Origin of the sequence: Dickeya sp. ws52 (assembly GCF_007210685.1) — a bacterium.
GTDB lineage: Bacteria > Pseudomonadota > Gammaproteobacteria > Enterobacterales > Enterobacteriaceae > Dickeya > Dickeya chrysanthemi.
The window spans coordinates 16,085-34,600 of record NZ_SZVX01000022.1; the positions used below are offsets into that span (position 1 = coordinate 16,085).

An 18,516-nucleotide genomic window follows, 5' to 3' on the forward strand; every position below is an offset into this window, starting at 1 on the left:
GCCATAAAAATCAGGATGAACCCAGCATCAACCTGGCGAAACCCAGTCTGGGCTGCAAATCTGCTGTCCTGATCGTCCGATAATTCAAAGTTTAGTGTCATGACAGCGGAAAAGGTGCCAACGCCGTGTTTTATTTGACATGGCGCACGGTGTAGCCGATAGGGTAAACGGGGAAGCGTGGAGCCTGAAATGCCAGGGGATCACACGGATTCCCCTGGATACGATATGGGTTTGCGGTTTATTGCGCCGCGCGCAGGCGTTCTTCAATGATACCGCCGCCAAGGCACACTTCGCCCAGGTAAAATACGGCGGATTGGCCCGGCGTGACGGCCGCTACCGGTTCGTCAAAACGAACTTCAATGCGGTCGGCGTCCAGCGGCGTCAGCACACAGGGAATATCGGCCTGACGATAGCGGGTTTTGACGGTGCAACGCAGTGGTGCCGCCAGAGGCTCACGATCGACCCAGTGTAACTGCTGCGCGATCAACCCGACGGACATCAGGCGTGGGTGCTCATGGCCCTGAGCGACATACAGCACGTTGCCGGCAACGTCTTTATCAACCACATACCACGGGTCGTCACCGCCTTCTTTCACGCCGCCGATGCCGAGCCCCTTGCGTTGCCCCAACGTGTGGTACATCAGGCCCTGATGCTCGCCCATCACTTTACCATCGTCGACGGACAAGATTGGGCCGGGTTGTGCAGGCAGGTAACGTGCCAGGAAGTCGCGGAATTTGCGCTCGCCGATGAAACAGATACCGGTGGAGTCTTTTTTCCGGGCGGTCGCCAGAGAGAGCTGTTCGGCGATTTTCCGCACCTGTGGTTTTTCCAATTCGCCGACCGGGAACAGGCTTTGGGCCAGTTGCTGGTGACTCAGTGTATAGAGGAAATAACTTTGGTCTTTGTTGCCGTCCAGACCGCGCAGCAGATGGCTTTTTCCATCGATGTCATGACGACGTACGTAATGGCCGGTCGCGATGTAATCCGCGCCCAAATCTTCTGCCGCAAACTCCAGGAAGGCTTTGAATTTGATTTCCTTGTTGCACAGAATATCCGGGTTGGGAGTGCGGCCGGCGCGGTATTCCGCCAGAAAATGTTCAAAAACATTGTCCCAATATTCGGCCGCGAAATTGACGGTATGCAGTTCAATTCCCAACTTGTCGCACACCGCCTGCGCATCAGCCAAATCAGTGGCGGCAGAGCAGTACTCCGTGTCGTCATCCTCTTCCCAGTTCTTCATGAACAGGCCTTCAACCTGATAACCTTGCTGTTGCAGCAGGTAGGCGGAAACCGATGAGTCAACACCGCCGGACATACCGACAATCACTTTTTTCTGGCTGTTATCTGACATGGACATCTCGCGAACTCAAACTCAATGAGGTGGTGTAAAGCGTTAAAGCAAAAAACAGGCGCAACAGGTTAACACATTTATTCTGATCACACATTTACCTGACACCCGATTATTTCTCCCGATAACCGGCCTCATACGGAAGAGGGCTCGCCGCCTGAGCTGGCGCGAGCCGGGCGGCGTCAGGCTGGATCGGGGAAAGGCCAGTTAAATGCTTCCAGCAGGCTCAGCGGGTAACGCTGTCCGCGTTGATAACAGTGCAGGCTGGCGGCGACCAAGGGCGAACGTAAACAGGATGACTGCAGAATATCCTCCGGTTTCAGCCAGTGACAACAGGCGATGTCGCTGTCGTGAGGCGTGGTGGGTAACCGCTCAGGTAAGTCGATAGTGAAACTAAAGCGCAGGAAAGGGGTGCTATCCGGCGCGATCCACTGATGTAATTGCAGAAAACTTTGCGGCGTGGCATGAATGCCGGTTTCTTCGAATAGCTCGCGCTGTGCGGCCTGAATCAGCGTTTCGTCCGCTTCCAGGTGACCAGCCGGTTGGTTCCATAGCCGGCGATGGTTGATTTCTTCCTCAACTACCAGAAAGTAGCCTTCCGCTTGAACAACGCAGGCTACGGTTACATGCGGTTTAAACATGGTCGATTTCCTTCCATTCGCCGGGAGATAACCCATCAAGAGTCTGGTTAGCCATACTGTAACGAATCAAACGCAACGTCGGATAACCAATATGCGCCGTCATGCGCCTTACCTGCCGGTTACGGCCTTCGTACAGCGTGATTTTGAGCCAGCTAACCGGAATGTTTTTTCGCTCGCGGATTGGCGGCTGGCGCGGCCACAGCCATGCGGGTTCCTCCACTCGCTCGGCACCTGCCGGCAATGTCGTGCCGTCGTTGAGTTGCAGGCCGGTTCGAAAAGCGTGAAGGGCCTCGTCGTCGGGAATACCTTCAACCTGAGCGTAATAAATTTTAGGGGTTTTCTTGCCGGGTTGTGTCAGGCGCGCCTGCAATTGACCATCGTTAGTCAGTATCATCAGACCTTCGCTGTCCCGGTCTAATCTGCCGGCAGCGTAGATATCGCGCAAGGGGACATAATCTTTCAGCGTAGCGCGGCTGCCTTCATCGGTAAACTGTGACAGGACATCGAAAGGTTTATTGAACAAAACGATGCGCGCCTGTGCCGCCGCCGTCGGCGCATTTTTTTTTGGCCGAGAGCTGAATCGTTTAAGTCGGTGATTTTTAACAGGGAATTTATTCATCTTATTACTGGCTGTGAATGACAAAACCATTATACTCGAAATGGTTTGTGATTGGCTCAGGCTAAATATTCAAGTAGTATTGACACGCATCTTACAAGTCATTAACAAAATGGCGCTCGAAGGAGAGGTTAATGGAAAGTAAAGTAGTTGTACCGGCAGAAGGGCAGAAAATCACGGTTGACGCTCAGGGTAAACTGGTCGTGCCGGCTAATCCGATCATTCCGTTTATCGAAGGTGATGGTATTGGCGTCGATGTTACGCCAGCCATGATTAACGTTGTCGATGCCGCGGTAAATAAAGCCTATCAGGGTAAGCGCAAAATTTCCTGGATGGAAATTTACACCGGTGAGAAATCCACCCAGGTGTATGGTCAAGATGTCTGGTTGCCGGATGAAACGCTGGATCTGATCCGCGAATACCGTGTAGCCATCAAGGGGCCGCTGACCACGCCGGTGGGTGGTGGTATCCGTTCTCTGAACGTAGCGCTGCGCCAGCAGCTGGATCTGTATATTTGCTTGCGTCCGGTTCGCTATTATGAAGGCACGCCGAGCCCGGTTAAACATCCTGAATTGACCGATATGGTCATCTTCCGTGAAAACGCCGAAGACATTTACGCCGGTATCGAATGGAAAGCCGGTACGCCGGAAGCGGACAAAGTCATCAAGTTCCTGCAAGATGAAATGGGTGTGAAAAAAATCCGTTTCCCGCAGCAGTGCGGCATTGGTGTAAAACCTTGTTCTGAAGCCGGGACCAAACGTCTGGTTCGCGCCGCGATTGAATACGCCATCACGAATGATCGCGACTCCGTGACGCTGGTGCACAAAGGCAACATCATGAAGTTCACCGAAGGCGCGTTCAAAGACTGGGGCTACCAACTGGCTCGCGAAGAGTTCGGTGGTGAGCTGATCGACGGTGGGCCGTGGGTGAAAATCAAGAACCCGAAAACCGGCAAAGATATCATCGTTAAAGATGTGATTGCCGATGCCTTCCTACAGCAGATTCTGTTGCGTCCGGCTGAATATGATGTGATCGCCTGTATGAACCTTAACGGCGACTATATCTCTGACGCGTTGGCGGCACAGGTCGGCGGGATCGGTATTGCGCCGGGCGCCAACATCGGCGACGAGTGCGCACTGTTTGAAGCTACGCATGGTACTGCACCGAAGTATGCCGGCCAGGACAAAGTGAACCCAGGTTCCGTTATTCTGTCTGCTGAAATGATGCTGCGCCACCTGGAGTGGTTTGAAGCAGCGGATCTGATCGTGAAAGGTATGGAAGGCGCGATCAAGAACAAGACGGTCACCTATGACTTTGAACGTCTGATGGAAGGCGCTACGCTGCGGAAATGTAGCGAGTTTGCGCAGGATATCATCAGCAACATGTAATCGATGGCGACATCGAATAAAACCTCACGGTGGCAAGACCGCCGTGAGGTTACTGTTTTGTTGTCTATACTGTTTCTCTAACGCATTATTCCGCAGCAATGTTGGGCCTTTCGGGTTTACTGTTCCGCATGTTTTTCTGTCAACGCTTTTGTTCTGTCAATTTGAGGCATCACTTTACATTCTCTTCTCTTTTATGATGCTTTTTATCCGCATTTGTCATCAGTTACTGTTTGTAATAACGCCAACACGTAAACAGAAGGGGGGGTTCTCCGCTCGTTTCAGCATCGAATTGGAATAGGATTGGTGTCTGATATAACACCAATAAGGTAATTATTATTTTGGTTTTACGTGCCGATTTTCTTAAAGAAAAAGCGTTTTCTTGTATTTAAGTCTGTGGCGAAAAGGTATCTAGCGTATTGGTTCGCGGTGAAAGGTAACAGATTAAAACATCTTATAGCGATAGGTTATCAAGTTTTGATTGATGATTGGGAATAACGATCTATTAGAATAATTAACCACTTGTAATTCCCTTTATTTTTATTGAAATCAGAAAATCTTGGCGGCTAGGTCTTCCTCCGCGTGTGCATTTTGCTATTCTGTTGATGCCGTCCGATAATTTGCATGGCCGATGCGTTCCCTGATGTAGGGAAGAGACAGAGCAAAGAGGGACAGTAGCCAGTTATCGTTTTAAATTTAATCGAAAGATATCGATGGATTTTATTCGTCGGTGATTTTTTTTGCGTGAAAAGTTACGGTAAGCATCATCGCGACAACAGGCTACAATTTTTTCTGATAGAAAAAACAATGGATAATGTGAGGGGAACCCCCATGAGTCGAGCCCCAGCAAATAAAGATGAGAAAAGCCGACTTGCGGCATTACAAGAGTACGGTATCAGCAAACCGCTGTCTGATCCTGGTTTTGACAATCTGATCAATTTGGCTGCCAACGTTTTCAATGTCCCTATTGTATTGATTTCGTTGGTAGAGAAAGAGCGACAGCTGTTTGCTGCTAGCATTGGGATGCCGGTATGTGAAACGTCACGAGACGAATCTTTCTGTGCACATGCGATTCTCAAGAAACGGATCATGGTGATCCCCGATACGCGCAAAGATCCCCGCTTCAAAGATAACCCGTTGGTCATCGGAGAGCCGCACATTCGCTTTTATGCCGGTATCCCCTTACGGACGCCTAGCGGGTTTCCTATCGGAGTGCTGTGCATTATCGATAACAAGCCCCGCGCTTCTCTAAGTGCCCGCGATGCGCATAACTTGCAGGATTTTGCCGCACTGGTGATGGACAAGCTGGAAATGCGGCGTCTGGACCTGGCCCGTCGTGCCAGTCAGGCCCGTTTTGAGAGTATTGCCGAATCGTCGCCTGATGCCATTCTCTGCGTTAATGACAAAGGGACGATCACTTTCTGGAACGAGTCGGCAGAGAAAATGCTGGAGTACAGCCGTGATCAGATCATCGGTGAACATATCAGCAGCATCGTTCCAGATATGTTTGTTGTGCAGTTGCATCACCTGGCAACGGACAAGACCGCGATTTTTAAAGGCAGCTCGATTGAATTAGAAACGCGAGCCTTGCCTGGCACCATGATTCCAACCGAGCTGACGGTATCCATGTGGCATGACCACAATCAGACGCGTTATGGCATCATTTTGCGTGATACGACGGAAAGACAACGCTACGAAGAACGGTTATTCCTGCAGGCGCACCGAGATCCTCTTACTGGGTTGGCTAACCGCACGTTGCTGACGTCTACGTTGGATCAGGTACTGAAAAACGGCGAGCCGGCGGCCATCATGATTATTGATCTGGATGGTTTCAAAGATATCAACGATAGCCTCGGACACGCCAGCGGCGATGAAATTTTGTCCAGTGTCTCCAGGCGGTTACAGGATAACGTCCAGTCCGGCGATCTGGTTGCCCGCATGGGCGGGGATGAGTTCGCTATTTTGTTGCCGAAGCAGAATGATAAAGAGCGGGTAGCGAAACTGGCGGAAAAAATCATCCATGATATTTCGCAAGCCGTGCTTGTCGATAACAAACAAATCAACACCAGCGCCAGTATTGGACTGGTGATGTACCCGACGCATGGGACAACCGTGCAAGACTTACTCACCAGTGCAGATTTGGCGTTGTATCAAGCGAAAGCGGATGGGCGTAACTGCTATCGCTTTTTTACCCGTGAGTTAAGAGAGGTTTTTCAGGCTCGTCACGCTTTCCAACTGGAATTCATTAGGGCGTATGAGCAGGAAGAGTTTGAGGTGTTTTATCAGCCTCAGGTGAGTCTGGTCAACAGTAAGATAGTGGGGGCTGAGGCGCTGCTGCGCTGGCGTCATCCCTATAAAGGCTTACTAGGACCGGCTGCATTTATGTCTGCATTGGAGCGCGGTCCGTGGGCAGAGCGCATTGGCGATTGGGTGGTCCAATCCGCTTGCCAGCAGGCATCTGAGTGGTGCCGGGCCGGGGCGAGAAATTTCCGCATTAGTATCAATTTGTTTGCCGCACAGTTCCGTTCGGGCCGTTTAGCTCAGAAAATTAAAGATGTTCTGATGCAAACAGGGCTTAAACCCGGTGCGCTGGAGCTGGAAATTACAGAGAACATCATATTGCGACATGACGAAAGTATGATGAAACCGCTTAATGAACTGCGTAGCAGCGGTATTAGCATTGCTTTTGATGACTACGGTACGGGGTACGCTTCACTTAGCATGTTGAAGCACTACCCGGTTACCCGGCTTAAGATCGATCAAACTTTTGTTCGAGCGATGTGTGAGTCGGCACCGGATGCAGCGATTGTTCGTGCGATCCTTTATTTAGGGAAAAGCTTTGGTTTAGATGTGATTGCCGAAGGGGTAGAAACGCAAGAACAGTGCGAAAGATTACTCAATAAAGGGTGTGAGCAAGCGCAGGGGTATCTGTTTGGGCGCCCAATGCCGGCCGCGGAGTTTGAGAAATTACTGGAACTGGAGAACGCCCCTTTGGCCTGACGACCTCTTTAACCGGTGTAGCGGGCATCTGTTAACCCGCACAAACGCAATGGATGCCCGAGATATTTTTGTATCGACAGCACGCAACCTGGCGAGAATAATAGGGTTGTGCGACATCATACCGTGCAATCTTTAGCCTATGCCGCGATATAACAGAGAACATGACGCAAACATTACATTAATTATATTTAATTACACCTCGGCCTGTGAGCGTAACGGTTTCTCTGCTTCCTTTTGACATTATGCAGATGAGAATACTGGCGATGGCTACGCTTACAGGCGGCCCGTTTCTTCGTGATGAAGAACCATTCTTTTATCCCCACATTTACCAATAAAAGTGTAAAGTTATGTTAATTTGGTAACATAAAGGTTATGGATGCTTGAAAATGGCCGCGCAACCCATACGATGTGGTTGTTGCAAACACTTTTATTGCTTTTGCTGAAAGAGGAAATCTTAATCATATGATGCGTATTGCGCTTTTCCTGCTCACCAACCTGGCGGTGATGGTGGTATTCGGGCTGGTACTCAGCCTGACGGGAGTTCAGCACAACAGCATGGCAGGCTTGATTATCATGGCTGGTGTGTTTGGTTTCGGCGGGTCGATCATTTCGCTGCTGATGTCTAAATGGATGGCGCTGCGCTCCGTCGGCGGTGAGGTGATTGAACAACCACGTGATGAAACCGAACGCTGGTTGCTGGAGACGGTGCGTGCCCAGTCTCAGCAGGCAGGTATCGCCATGCCGCAGGTCGCTATTTATCATGCGCCCGATATTAACGCATTCGCGACAGGTGCTCGCCGTAATAGTTCGTTGGTTGCAGTCAGCACCGGGCTATTGCAGAACATGAGTCGTGATGAGGCTGAGGCAGTTATTGCTCATGAAATCAGTCACATTGCTAACGGTGATATGGTGACGATGACGTTGGTGCAGGGGGTAGTGAACACTTTTGTGATCTTCATTTCCCGTATCATCGCGCAAATCGTCACCAGCTTTTTGTCCGGCAACCGTGATGATAGCGAGGAAAGCAGCAATGGAAACCCGCTGGTTTATATGGCGGTTTCTATGGTGTTGGAACTGGTGTTTGGCATTCTGGCCAGCATCATTACGATGTGGTTCTCTCGTTACCGTGAATTCCATGCTGATGCCGGTTCGGCAAAACTGGTTGGCCGCGAGAAGATGATTGCTGCATTACAGCGCCTGAAGACCAGCTATGAACCACAGGAAGCAAGCAGCATGATGGCTTTCTGTATCAATGGTAAGTCTAAATCGCTCAGCGAATTGTTTATGTCGCATCCGCCGTTGGATAAGCGTATTGAAGCGCTGCGTTCGGGCGAATACCTGAAGTAATTAACGTGACGATGTTCTGTGCAAAGGCCCTTCGGGGCCTTTGTTTTTTTATCCCTTACCCGGTGGCTACAGCCGTATCCGGCTCAACGTCTGACAAAATAATCTTGCGCTAACGCAAACAGTCCGTGAAAAGAGAAAGAATGTTTTATAAAATAAAACCATGATCACGGAAAAGTGAAACATTGTTTCTACAATACTGGTATAACAAGGCGATTGCCGGGATGACAGGTATCTTTCATCTGGCAGCGTCTGATTTTTCACGATAAGCGCTAAGGATTTACGGATGGCCAAAGGTAAAAAGCTTTCTTTTACGTTCCATACCTACCAGGATTCAGTCACCGGCACCGAAGTGGTGCGTCTCACCCCTCCCGATGTCATCTGCCACCGCAACTACTTCTATCAGAAATGTTTTTCCAATGATGGTAGCAAGCTGCTGTTTGGTGGTGCATTTGATGGGCCGTGGAACTATTACTTGTTAGATCTGAAAACGCAGCAAGCCACTCAGCTGACCGAAGGTACAGGTGACAATACGTTTGGCGGCTTCCTGTCTCCAAATGACGATGCGCTTTATTATGTGAAGAATGTCCGTAACTTGATGCGCGTTGATCTTAATACACTGGAAGAAACCAATATTTATCAGGTACCGGATGATTGGGTTGGGTACGGTACTTGGGTTGCCAACTCTGATTGCACCAAGATGGTGGGTATCGAGATCAAGAAAGAGGATTGGAAACCATTGACCGACTGGAAAAAATTCCAGGAGTTCTATTTTACCAATCCATGCTGCCGTTTGATTCGTATTGACCTGAAAACCGGTGAAGCGACGACGATTCTGCAGGAAAAACAGTGGTTGGGTCATCCTATTTATCGTCCTGGCGATGACAATACGGTCGCGTTCTGCCATGAAGGCCCACATGATTTGGTTGATGCCCGCATGTGGTTTATCAATGAAGACGGCACCAATATGCGCAAAGTGAAAGAACATGCGCCGGGGGAAAGCTGTACTCATGAATTCTGGGTGCCGAATGGCTCTGCGCTGGCTTATGTTTCTTACCTGAAAGGCAGCACTAACCGTTTCATTTGCAGCGTTGACCCCGTTACGCTGGAAAACCGTCAGTTGACAGAGATGCCGCCTTGTTCCCACTTGATGAGTAACTATGATGGCTCTCTGATGGTTGGGGATGGTTGTAACGCACCGGTAGACGTGAAAGATGACGGTGGCTACAAAATCGAGAACGATCCTTTCCTGTATGTGTTCAACATGAAGACCGGGAAACATTTCCAGGTTGCGCAACATAATACTTCATGGGAAGTGTTGGAAGGTGACCGTCAGGTAACGCATCCGCATCCATCTTTCACACCGGATGATAAACATATTCTGTTTACGTCTGATGTCGATGGTAAGCCGGCGTTGTATCTGGCTAAAGTGCCTGATTCCGTGTGGCAATAACCGTACCTGCAGCCGTGCCCATGAAGGGCGCGGTTTTTTTTCGCTTTTACAATAAGACTATTAATCAGGCAGTACTATTGTGATGGACAAATGTTAAGCAGATTGCCAGTAATAGTAATGCCCGATTGCCATGTTCAAAGCGTTCCCTTTATACTAAAACAAGTGTTCTATTTTTTTTAAAACAAAAAATACTGAGTAGGGTAACCACCAAAATGGCTATTGCAGATTTAGATAAACAACCCGATTCCGTGTCATCAGTCTTAAAGGTTTTTGGTATTTTACAGGCATTAGGCGAAGAGCGTGAAATTGGCATTACTGAACTTTCACAGCGCGTAATGATGTCTAAAAGTACTGTTTATCGTTTCCTACAGACGATGAAATCTCTGGGATATGTTGCTCAGGAAGGTGAGTCAGAGAAATATTCGCTGACGTTGAAATTGTTTGAGCTGGGCGCTAAAGCGCTGCAAAACGTTGATCTGATCCGTAGTGCGGATATTCAGATGCGCGAGTTATCGGCGCTGACTCGTGAAACTATCCACCTTGGCGCACTGGATGAAGATAGCATCGTTTATATCCATAAAATTGATTCTATGTACAACCTGCGTATGTATTCGCGTATTGGGCGTCGGAATCCGTTGCACAGTACGGCGATAGGCAAAGTGTTGCTGGCCTGGCGTGATCGTGATGAGGTCAGAGAAATTCTATCCCATGTGGAGTTCAAGCGCAGCACTGTGCACACCATCGCTGATACGGAAGAGCTGTTGCCTCAACTTGATCTGGTTCGTCAGCAAGGGTTCGGCGAAGACAACGAAGAGCAGGAAGAAGGCTTGCGTTGTATTGCCGTTCCGGTGTTTGACCGTTTTGGCGTGGTGATTGCCGGGTTAAGTATTTCTTTTCCGACGATTCGTTTTTCAGAAGATAATAAGCATGAGTATGTTGCCATGTTGCATACGGCGGCGCGTAATATCTCTGATCAAATGGGATATCACGATTACCCGTTCTGATATGGGCGGTGGTCGAGGTATTCTGCAATGAGCCTGTCCTTGCGACAGGCTTTTTTATGCGCTAAACCCGGCTCAGGAGGGCAGAATTACGGTATTTAGTGTCGAATTTTCTGGCGGCACAGTGCTAGAATGCGCGCCTGAGTCAAGTTATGTAACAGGTTTTAGACATGAGTAGTTTTGCTTCAGACATGCTGGAAGTGGTTTTTGTCGCTCTGATTGTATTGCTGGTGATTCTGGTTTGGTTCTTTATCAATCGGGCCAGTGTACGGGCCAATGAGCAGATAAAACTGCTGCACGAGATTGTTGAACAACAGAAACAACAGATCGCATTATTACAATCTTTGGTGCCGATGACGGCACAAGACGCAGAGCCCCTGCCTGAGCAGCCTGCTACATTGCCGGAAACCAAAGAAAATGAGGTGGAAGCCTTATTCAAGGATATGATCCCTGAACGGTGACTGCACGTTCTGCGTCGATTGGCGTGAGTGCGCTCGAGACAAACTACAGGTTATTCTGTACGTTACGTGTTAATTTGCCGCCTGTTTTGAGCTGATGGGTAGCATCCCCTGGTGCATGGTGCTACTCTACGCCGTCGGGTTAAGCATGGCCCATCTTGCTGAACTGTCGCACGGTGCCTTGCCATGTTGCCTGTCAACAGGGCGAAACTGATTTAACAATTGTGGGTTAAATCCTTTTCCTCCGACCATCTAAATCAAACGCAATTATCTTTTGCACGTGAGCTTTCGTGTGGCTCACCACTGCAGATAAGGGAATTTACATGCCTGTTATTACGCTTCCTGACGGCAACCAGCGTCATTATGACCATGCTGTTTCTCCTCTTGATGTCGCGCTGGATATCGGCCCAGGTCTGGCAAAAGCTTGTATCGCCGGTCGGGTTAATGGCGAGCTGGTCGATGCCGTTGATGTGATTGAGTCTGATGCGCAACTGTCGATCATCACCGCCAAAGATGAAGAGGGGATGGAGATTATTCGTCATTCCTGTGCGCACTTGCTGGGTCATGCCATCAAGCAATTGTGGCCTGATACAAAAATGGCGATTGGCCCGGTGATCGACAATGGTTTCTATTATGACGTTGACCTGGATCGCACGTTGACGCAGGAAGACCTGGAACTGCTTGAAAAGCGGATGCATGAGCTGGCGAGCAAAGACTACGACGTCGTCAAGAAAAAAGTCAGTTGGCAGGAAGCGCGTGATACGTTTACGGCGCGTGGCGAAAGCTACAAGGTGGCGATTCTTGATGAAAATATTAGCCGAGACGATCGTCCAGGGCTGTACCACCACGAAGAATATATCGATATGTGCCGTGGGCCGCACGTACCGAACATGCGCTTCTGTCATCATTTCAAACTGCAAAAAACATCAGGCGCTTATTGGCGCGGCGACAGCAAAAACAAAATGCTGCAGCGTATTTATGGCACCGCCTGGGCAGACAAGAAACAGTTAAGTGCCTACCTACAGCGTCTTGAAGAAGCCGCTAAACGTGATCACCGTAAAATCGGTAAGCAACTGGACCTGTATCATATGCAGGAAGAGGCGCCGGGTATGGTGTTCTGGCACAACGACGGCTGGACGATTTTCCGCGAGCTGGAAGCGTTTGTGCGCATGAAGCTCAAAGAGTACCAGTATCAGGAAGTAAAAGGTCCGTTCATGATGGACCGCGTGCTGTGGGAAAAAACAGGGCACTGGGAGAACTACAAAGAAGCGATGTTCACGACGTCATCAGAAAACCGTGAATATTGCATCAAACCGATGAACTGCCCAGGCCATGTACAGATTTTCAATCAGGGGCTGAAATCCTACCGTGACCTGCCGTTGCGTATGGCGGAGTTCGGCAGTTGCCACCGTAATGAACCGTCAGGTTCTCTGCATGGGTTGATGCGCGTACGCGGTTTTACGCAGGATGACGCCCATATCTTCTGTACCGAAGATCAAGTACGTGATGAAGTGAATAACTGCATCAAGATGGTCTACGATATGTATAGCACCTTCGGTTTTGAAAAAATCGTGGTGAAACTGTCAACACGTCCTGAAAAACGTATCGGCAGCGATGAAACGTGGGATCGGGCGGAAGAAGATCTGGCCGCAGCACTGACTGAAAACGGCCTCCCGTTTGAGTATCAACCGGGAGAGGGTGCATTTTACGGGCCGAAAATCGAATTTACGCTGCATGACTGCCTGGATCGCGCCTGGCAGTGTGGTACTGTACAGCTTGATTTTTCATTGCCGGGCCGTCTAAGCGCTTCTTATGTGGGCGAAAACAACGAACGTCAGGTTCCGGTGATGATTCACCGCGCGATTCTGGGGTCAATGGAGCGTTTCATCGGTATTTTGACCGAAGAGTTCGCCGGTTTCTTCCCGACCTGGCTGGCGCCTGTACAGGCTGTGGTAATGAATATCACGGATAGCCAGTCCGATTATGTCAGCGAATTGACAAGAAAATTGCAAGATGCGGGCATTCGCGTTAAAGCGGACTTGAGAAATGAGAAGATAGGCTTTAAAATCCGCGAGCACACTTTACGGCGTGTTCCCTATATGCTTGTTTGTGGCGATAAAGAGGTGGAGGCAGGAAAAGTAGCTGTTCGCACCCGCCGCGGCAAAGACTTGGGAAGTATGGACGTCAGTGAAGTAATCACGAAGCTGCAGGAAGAAATTCGCAGCCGTAGTCTTCATCAGTTGGAGGAATAAGGTATTAAAGGCGGAAAACGAGTTCAACCGGCGCGTCCTAATCGCATCAACAGAGAAATTCGCGCACAAGAGGTACGTCTGACGGGCGTTGATGGCGAACAGATTGGTATTGTTAGCCTGAATGAAGCGTTAGAGAAAGCTGAGGAAGCAGGTGTTGATTTAGTTGAAATCAGCCCGAACGCCGAACCGCCGGTTTGCCGAATCATGGATTACGGCAAGTTCCTCTATGAGAAGAGTAAGGCCACCAAAGAACAGAAGAAAAAGCAAAAAGTTATTCAGGTTAAGGAAATCAAATTCCGGCCTGGTACCGATGATGGCGACTATCAGGTCAAACTACGCAACCTGGTTCGCTTTCTGGAAGATGGTGACAAAGCCAAGATCACACTGCGTTTCCGTGGACGTGAAATGGCGCACCAGCAGATCGGCATCGAGATGCTTAACCGCATCCGTGATGATCTGAGTGAATTGTCTGTCGTCGAGTCGTTCCCAAGCAAGATCGAGGGGCGTCAGATGATTATGGTGCTGGCACCGAAGAAGAAACAGTAAGGCATTCAAGTAACATATTCCGCGTTGCCTTTGTGTAGCGCGGTTTTGTTCGCCTTATCTGATTCATTGTTTAACAATGCGAAGTGGAAATAACAATGCCAAAGATTAAAACTGTACGTGGCGCCGCTAAACGCTTCAAAAAAACCGCCAGCGGTGGTTTCAAGCGTAAGCATGCTAACCTGCGTCATATTCTGACCAAAAAAGCGACTAAACGTAAGCGTCACCTGCGTCCGAAAGCCATGGTTTCCAAAGGCGATCTGGGCCTGGTTGCAGCATGTCTGCCTTACGCATAAGTAACTTTTTTTAACTCAGAATTAAGACTTTAGGAGAGAGCATATGGCTCGCGTAAAACGTGGTGTGGTTGCTCGCGCACGTCACAAAAAGATCCTGAAACAAGCGAAAGGTTACTACGGTGCCCGTTCGCGCGTTTATCGTGTTGCCTTCCAGGCAGTAATCAAAGCTGGTCAGTACGCTTACCGTGACCGTCGTCAGCGCAAGCGTCAGTTCCGCCAGCTGTGGATTGCACGTATCAATGCAGCAGCCCGCCAGAATGGCTTGTCTTACAGCAAATTCATCAATGGCCTGAAAAAAGCCTCTGTTGAAATCGACCGTAAGATTCTGGCTGACATCGCCGTATTCGACAAAGTGGCCTTCAGCGCACTGGTTGAAAAAGCGAAATCAGCTCTGGCGTAAGTCAGATGTAAAGAGGGAGCTGGTCTCCCTCTTTTCGTCTTTGATGCCGGTTAAATGCTTGCAACCTTTCGTTATTGTAGACGAAAGACTTTCAGAACAAGCGAAATTGGTATATTGTCAACGGGTTAGGTAACAGTTAGCCAGTCAACAATAAGGTAACGCAAGTATGAATACTGCTATTTTCCGTTTCTTTTTTTACTTTAGCGCCTGAATCTCGGGGGCTTTGCGCGTAAGAAGAGAAACGAAAAGTAGCGCCTAAGCCTCCTCTGTGGAGGCTTTTTTATTGGTCCGGATGTCTGAAACTGTGGGTCATGTTAACGTCCGGCGCACTGAAAACCGTATCTTTCCAATCATGATTGTCGGCCGTACAGGCAGAAGAAGAGGAATGCAATGCAACATCTCGCAGAACTGGTTGCCAAAGCCAGAACAGCCATAGAGCAGGCTGGAGATATCGCCGCACTGGAAAACGTGCGCGTCGAGTTTCTGGGCAAAAAAGGTCACTTAACCCTTCAGATGACCTCGCTGCGCGAGCTGCCTGCTGAAGAACGTCCTGCCGCGGGTGCGGTCATCAATCAGGCTAAGCAGGAGGTGCAGGATGCGCTGAATGCGCGCAAGCAGACGCTGGAAAGTGCTGAGCTGAATGCCCGCCTGGCAGCAGAAACCATTGATGTCTCACTGCCGGGGCGGACTATGGAGAATGGCGGTCTGCATCCGATTACCCGCACTATCGATCGCATTGAAACTTTCTTTGGTGAACTGGGATTCGCCGTGGCGTCAGGCCCGGAAATCGAAGACGACTACCACAATTTCGATGCGTTGAATATTCCGGGGCACCACCCGGCTCGTGCCGATCATGACACTTTCTGGTTCGATGCCACCCGCCTGCTGCGTACGCAGACTTCGGGCGTGCAGATCCGCACCATGAAAAAACAGCAGCCGCCGATTCGCATCATCGCACCGGGGCGTGTTTACCGTAACGATTACGATCAGACGCATACTCCGATGTTCCACCAGATGGAAGGGCTGATCGTGGATAAAAACATCAGCTTCACCAACCTGAAGGGAACGCTGCATGATTTCCTGCGTAATTTCTTTGAGGAAGATTTGCAGGTGCGTTTTCGCCCGTCCTATTTCCCATTTACCGAACCGTCTGCCGAAGTGGATGTGATGGGCAAGAACGGCAAATGGCTTGAAGTGCTGGGATGCGGCATGGTGCATCCAAATGTGTTGCGTAATGTCGGTATCGACCCGGAAGTATACTCCGGTTTTGCTTTCGGTATGGGGATGGAACGTCTGACCATGCTGCGTTACGGCGTGACGGACCTGCGCGCCTTCTTCGAAAACGATTTACGCTTCCTCAAACAGTTTAAATAAGGCAGGAATATCAAGATGAAATTCAGTGAACTCTGGTTACGGGAATGGGTTAACCCAGCTATCAGCAGCGATGCCTTATCTGAACAAATCACCATGGCGGGCCTGGAAGTGGACGGCGTTGAGCCGGTTGCCGGTGCGTTCCACGGCGTGGTCGTTGGGGAAGTGGTGGAGTGCGGCCAGCATCCGAATGCAGACAAATTGCGCGTGACGAAAGTCAACGTGGGCGGTGAACGTTTGCTGGATATCGTTTGCGGCGCGCCTAATTGCCGTCAGGGCCTCAAAGTGGCGGTAGCCACGGTGGGCGCTGTTTTACCGGGTGATTTCAAAATCAAGGCAGCCAAGCTGCGTGGCGAGCCGTCTGAAGGGATGTTGTGCTCTTTCTCCGAGCTGGGAATTTCCGACGATCACAGCGGTATTATCGAACTGCCGTCTGATGCGCCGTTAGGTACTGACATCCGCGAATACCTGAAGCTGGATGACAATACGATTGAGATCAGCGTGACGCCCAACCGTGCTGATTGCCTGGGAATCCTGGGGGTGGCGCGCGATGTCGCCGTGCTCAATGAGCTGGCGTTGACTTCGCCTACGACGGAGCCGGTGAGCGCTACTATTACCGAGCGTTTCCCGATTCAAGTGGATGCGACCGAAGCGTGCCCGCGTTATCTGGGGCGGGTGGTCAAGGGTATCAATGTGAAGGCTGCCACGCCGCTGTGGATGCGTGAAAAACTGCGTCGTTGCGGTATCCGCTCCATCGATCCGGTGGTGGATGTCACCAACTACGTATTGCTGGAGCTGGGGCAGCCGATGCATGCGTTCGACCTTAACCGCCTGGAAGGCGGTATTGTCGTGCGTATGGCGAAGGAAGGGGAAACCCTGCGTCTGCTGGACGGCACCGATGCGACGCTGAGTGCCGACACACTGGTGATTGCCGATCATCAAAAAGCGCTGGCAATGGGCGGTATCTTCGGCGGCGAGCATTCCGGCGTAAATGCCGAAACGCAGGATGTGCTGCTGGAGTGTGCTTATTTTAATCCGCTGTCGATCACTGGGCGTGCACGTCGTTACGGTTTGCATACCGATGCCTCTCACCGCTATGAGCGTGGTGTTGACCCGGCATTGCAATATCAGGCGATTGAGCGTGCAACGCGCCTGCTGCTGGATATTTGCGGCGGTGATGCCGGCCCGGTGGTAGATGTGACCAGCGAGAAAGATTTGCCGGTACGAGCGACCATCACTCTGCGTCGTGACAAATTGGATCGATTAATCGGCCATGTAATTTCCGATGAGAAAGTCAGCGATATTCTTAACCGTCTGGGTTGCCAGGTGACTAAAACCGCTGATGGCTGGCAGGCGGTAGCACCGAGCTGGCGTTTCGATATGGAAATCGAGGAGGATTTGGTGGAAGAAGTGGCCCGTGTTTACGGCTACAACAACATTCCGAATATTCCTACTCAGGCACCGCTTAAGATGACGCAACATCGCGAAGCGGACCTGACGCTTAAACGTGTGAAAACGCTGCTGGTGGATCGCGGTTTTCAGGAAGCGATTACGTACAGTTTCGTCGATCCCAAGATTCAGTCGTTGATTCACCCTGATGAAGACGCGCTGATGTTACCGAGCCCGATTTCGGTGGAAATGTCCGCTATGCGGCTGTCGCTGTGGAGCGGGTTGCTGGGCGCGGTCGTGTACAACCAAAATCGTCAACAAAGCCGTCTGCGTGTGTTTGAGAGCGGTCTGCGCTTTGTTCCGGACCAAAGCGCCGATCTGGGAGTCCGTCAGGAAACTATGTTGGCGGGGGTGATTACAGGCACTCGCTACGAAGAACATTGGGATCTGGCGCGTCAGGCGGTTGACTTCTATGATTTAAAAGGCGATTTGGAAGCCGTGTTGGCATTAACCGGGAAACTGTCCGCCGTTGAGTTCCGTGCCGAGCATCATTGCGCATTGCATCCTGGGCAGACGGCGGCAATTTATCTGTCAGGCGAGCGCATCGGTTATGCCGGCGTGATTCATCCGGAACTGGAACGCAAGCTGGACCTGAATGGCCGTACCGTGGTGTTTGAGGTGCTGTGGGATAAGCTGTCTGAGCGCGTGTTGCCTGAGGCTGCGGACATTTCACGTTTCCCGGCGAATCGTCGTGATATCGCGGTGGTTGTGGCTGAGAATGTGCCGGCAGGCGATGTTTTAGCCGAGTGCAAGAAAGTTGGCGCAAATCAGTTAGTTGGCGTAAACTTGTTTGACGTGTACCGGGGCAAGGGCGTAGCGGAAGGATATAAGAGTCTGGCTATCAGTCTGGTATTGCAGGATACCGCTCGTACACTGGCAGAAGAGGAAATTGCCGCTACCGTTGCGCAATGCGTAGCAGCACTAAAACAGCGATTCCAAGCATCCTTGAGGGATTAACC

General features: G+C 50.4%; 16 protein-coding genes and 1 other annotated feature. Of the genes, 13 read left to right on the plus strand and 3 right to left on the minus strand.

Annotation, left to right across the window (positions count from 1 at the left end; translation table 11 throughout):
- Window positions 1–238: 238 nt before the first annotated feature.
- From mnmA to rluE, 3 genes are all read right to left on the minus strand, one after another.
- Window positions 239–1,351 (minus strand): tRNA 2-thiouridine(34) synthase MnmA, encoded by a 1,113-nt coding sequence (gene mnmA, locus FDP13_RS18200; RefSeq protein ID WP_033577548.1) that lies wholly within the window; start codon window positions 1,349–1,351, stop codon window positions 239–241.
- 179 nt (window positions 1,352–1,530) lie between these two features.
- The gene (locus tag FDP13_RS18205; protein WP_033577533.1) at window positions 1,531–1,989 is read right to left on the minus strand and encodes an NUDIX hydrolase; all 459 of its coding nucleotides are present in this window, start codon (window positions 1,987–1,989) and stop codon (window positions 1,531–1,533) included.
- Entirely contained in the window at window positions 1,982–2,638 is a 657-nt protein-coding gene (rluE, locus tag FDP13_RS18210) for a 23S rRNA pseudouridine(2457) synthase RluE (protein WP_143840078.1), read from the minus strand. Before rluE ends, FDP13_RS18205 begins: the two co-directional genes overlap by 8 nt.
- A 101-nt stretch (window positions 2,639–2,739) precedes the next feature.
- Between rluE and icd the strand changes: the two genes are divergently transcribed.
- The 13 genes from icd to pheT all read left to right on the plus strand — a co-directional run bounded on the left by icd (window position 2,740) and on the right by pheT (window position 18,514).
- Window positions 2,740–3,993 (plus strand): NADP-dependent isocitrate dehydrogenase, encoded by a 1,254-nt coding sequence (gene icd, locus FDP13_RS18215; RefSeq protein WP_012769662.1) that lies wholly within the window; start codon window positions 2,740–2,742, stop codon window positions 3,991–3,993.
- A gap of 828 nt (window positions 3,994–4,821) precedes the next feature.
- Window positions 4,822–6,990 carry an EAL domain-containing protein gene (locus FDP13_RS18220; RefSeq protein ID WP_012769663.1) on the plus strand — a complete coding sequence of 723 codons (2,169 nt, stop codon included), beginning with the start codon at window positions 4,822–4,824 and terminating at the stop codon, window positions 6,988–6,990.
- Between the two features lie 462 nt (window positions 6,991–7,452).
- Window positions 7,453–8,337: a protease HtpX gene (htpX, locus tag FDP13_RS18225; protein ID WP_012769664.1), complete on the plus strand. Its 885-nt coding sequence runs from the start codon at window positions 7,453–7,455 to the stop codon at window positions 8,335–8,337.
- A gap of 283 nt (window positions 8,338–8,620) precedes the next feature.
- Complete coding sequence (gene ogl, locus FDP13_RS18230; RefSeq protein WP_027711949.1) at window positions 8,621–9,787, plus strand: oligogalacturonate lyase; 1,167 nt, start codon at window positions 8,621–8,623, stop codon at window positions 9,785–9,787.
- A gap of 212 nt (window positions 9,788–9,999) precedes the next feature.
- A complete protein-coding gene (gene kdgR / locus FDP13_RS18235; RefSeq protein WP_012769666.1) occupies window positions 10,000–10,791 on the plus strand; it encodes a DNA-binding transcriptional regulator KdgR in 792 nt (263 codons plus the stop codon).
- A gap of 167 nt (window positions 10,792–10,958) precedes the next feature.
- A complete protein-coding gene (locus FDP13_RS18240; protein WP_012769667.1) occupies window positions 10,959–11,249 on the plus strand; it encodes a YebO family protein in 291 nt (96 codons plus the stop codon).
- Window positions 11,250–11,569: 320 nt separating this feature from the next.
- Entirely contained in the window at window positions 11,570–13,498 is a 1,929-nt protein-coding gene (thrS, locus tag FDP13_RS18245; protein WP_033577535.1) for a threonine--tRNA ligase, read from the plus strand.
- Window positions 13,499–13,501: 3 nt separating this feature from the next.
- Window positions 13,502–14,044 carry a translation initiation factor IF-3 gene (gene infC / locus FDP13_RS18250; RefSeq protein WP_012769669.1) on the plus strand — a complete coding sequence of 181 codons (543 nt, stop codon included), beginning with the start codon at window positions 13,502–13,504 and terminating at the stop codon, window positions 14,042–14,044.
- A 95-nt stretch (window positions 14,045–14,139) separates the two neighbouring features.
- Window positions 14,140–14,337, plus strand: coding sequence for a 50S ribosomal protein L35 (gene rpmI / locus FDP13_RS18255; protein ID WP_012769670.1), 198 nt, complete (start codon window positions 14,140–14,142; stop codon window positions 14,335–14,337).
- A gap of 43 nt (window positions 14,338–14,380) precedes the next feature.
- Complete coding sequence (gene rplT, locus FDP13_RS18260) at window positions 14,381–14,737, plus strand: 50S ribosomal protein L20 (RefSeq protein ID WP_012769671.1); 357 nt, start codon at window positions 14,381–14,383, stop codon at window positions 14,735–14,737.
- Window positions 14,738–14,897: 160 nt separating this feature from the next.
- Window positions 14,898–15,022, plus strand: a sequence feature (Phe leader region).
- On the plus strand, window positions 14,904–14,948 hold the full coding sequence (pheM, locus tag FDP13_RS18265; RefSeq protein WP_133845469.1) for a pheST operon leader peptide PheM: 45 nt from the start codon (window positions 14,904–14,906) through the stop codon (window positions 14,946–14,948). (Overlaps the previous feature by 45 nt.)
- A gap of 105 nt (window positions 15,023–15,127) precedes the next feature.
- Complete coding sequence (gene pheS, locus FDP13_RS18270; RefSeq protein ID WP_012769672.1) at window positions 15,128–16,111, plus strand: phenylalanine--tRNA ligase subunit alpha; 984 nt, start codon at window positions 15,128–15,130, stop codon at window positions 16,109–16,111.
- Between the two features lie 15 nt (window positions 16,112–16,126).
- Window positions 16,127–18,514 carry a phenylalanine--tRNA ligase subunit beta gene (gene pheT / locus FDP13_RS18275; protein ID WP_033577536.1) on the plus strand — a complete coding sequence of 796 codons (2,388 nt, stop codon included), beginning with the start codon at window positions 16,127–16,129 and terminating at the stop codon, window positions 18,512–18,514.
- The last annotated feature ends 2 nt before the right edge of the window (window positions 18,515–18,516 follow it).

What these genes read in the sequence shown, in the direction of transcription:
- FDP13_RS18240 (WP_012769667.1), top strand. Translation starts at nt 10,959, where the DNA reads ATGAGTAGTTTTGCTTCAGACATGCTGGAAGTGGTTTTTGTCGCTCTG.
- rplT (WP_012769671.1), top strand. Translation starts at nt 14,381, where the DNA reads ATGGCTCGCGTAAAACGTGGTGTGGTTGCTCGCGCACGTCACAAAAAG.
- FDP13_RS18205 (WP_033577533.1), bottom strand. Translation starts at nt 1,989, where the DNA reads ATGTTTAAACCGCATGTAACCGTAGCCTGCGTTGTTCAAGCGGAAGGC.
- pheS (WP_012769672.1), top strand. Translation starts at nt 15,128, where the DNA reads ATGCAACATCTCGCAGAACTGGTTGCCAAAGCCAGAACAGCCATAGAG.
- mnmA (WP_033577548.1), bottom strand. Translation starts at nt 1,351, where the DNA reads ATGTCAGATAACAGCCAGAAAAAAGTGATTGTCGGTATGTCCGGCGGT.
- htpX (WP_012769664.1), top strand. Translation starts at nt 7,453, where the DNA reads ATGATGCGTATTGCGCTTTTCCTGCTCACCAACCTGGCGGTGATGGTG.
- ogl (WP_027711949.1), top strand. Translation starts at nt 8,621, where the DNA reads ATGGCCAAAGGTAAAAAGCTTTCTTTTACGTTCCATACCTACCAGGAT.
- rpmI (WP_012769670.1), top strand. Translation starts at nt 14,140, where the DNA reads ATGCCAAAGATTAAAACTGTACGTGGCGCCGCTAAACGCTTCAAAAAA.
- rluE (WP_143840078.1), bottom strand. Translation starts at nt 2,638, where the DNA reads ATGGTTTTGTCATTCACAGCCAGTAATAAGATGAATAAATTCCCTGTT.
- kdgR (WP_012769666.1), top strand. Translation starts at nt 10,000, where the DNA reads ATGGCTATTGCAGATTTAGATAAACAACCCGATTCCGTGTCATCAGTC.
- icd (WP_012769662.1), top strand. Translation starts at nt 2,740, where the DNA reads ATGGAAAGTAAAGTAGTTGTACCGGCAGAAGGGCAGAAAATCACGGTT.
- FDP13_RS18220 (WP_012769663.1), top strand. Translation starts at nt 4,822, where the DNA reads ATGAGTCGAGCCCCAGCAAATAAAGATGAGAAAAGCCGACTTGCGGCA.
- pheT (WP_033577536.1), top strand. Translation starts at nt 16,127, where the DNA reads ATGAAATTCAGTGAACTCTGGTTACGGGAATGGGTTAACCCAGCTATC.
- thrS (WP_033577535.1), top strand. Translation starts at nt 11,570, where the DNA reads ATGCCTGTTATTACGCTTCCTGACGGCAACCAGCGTCATTATGACCAT.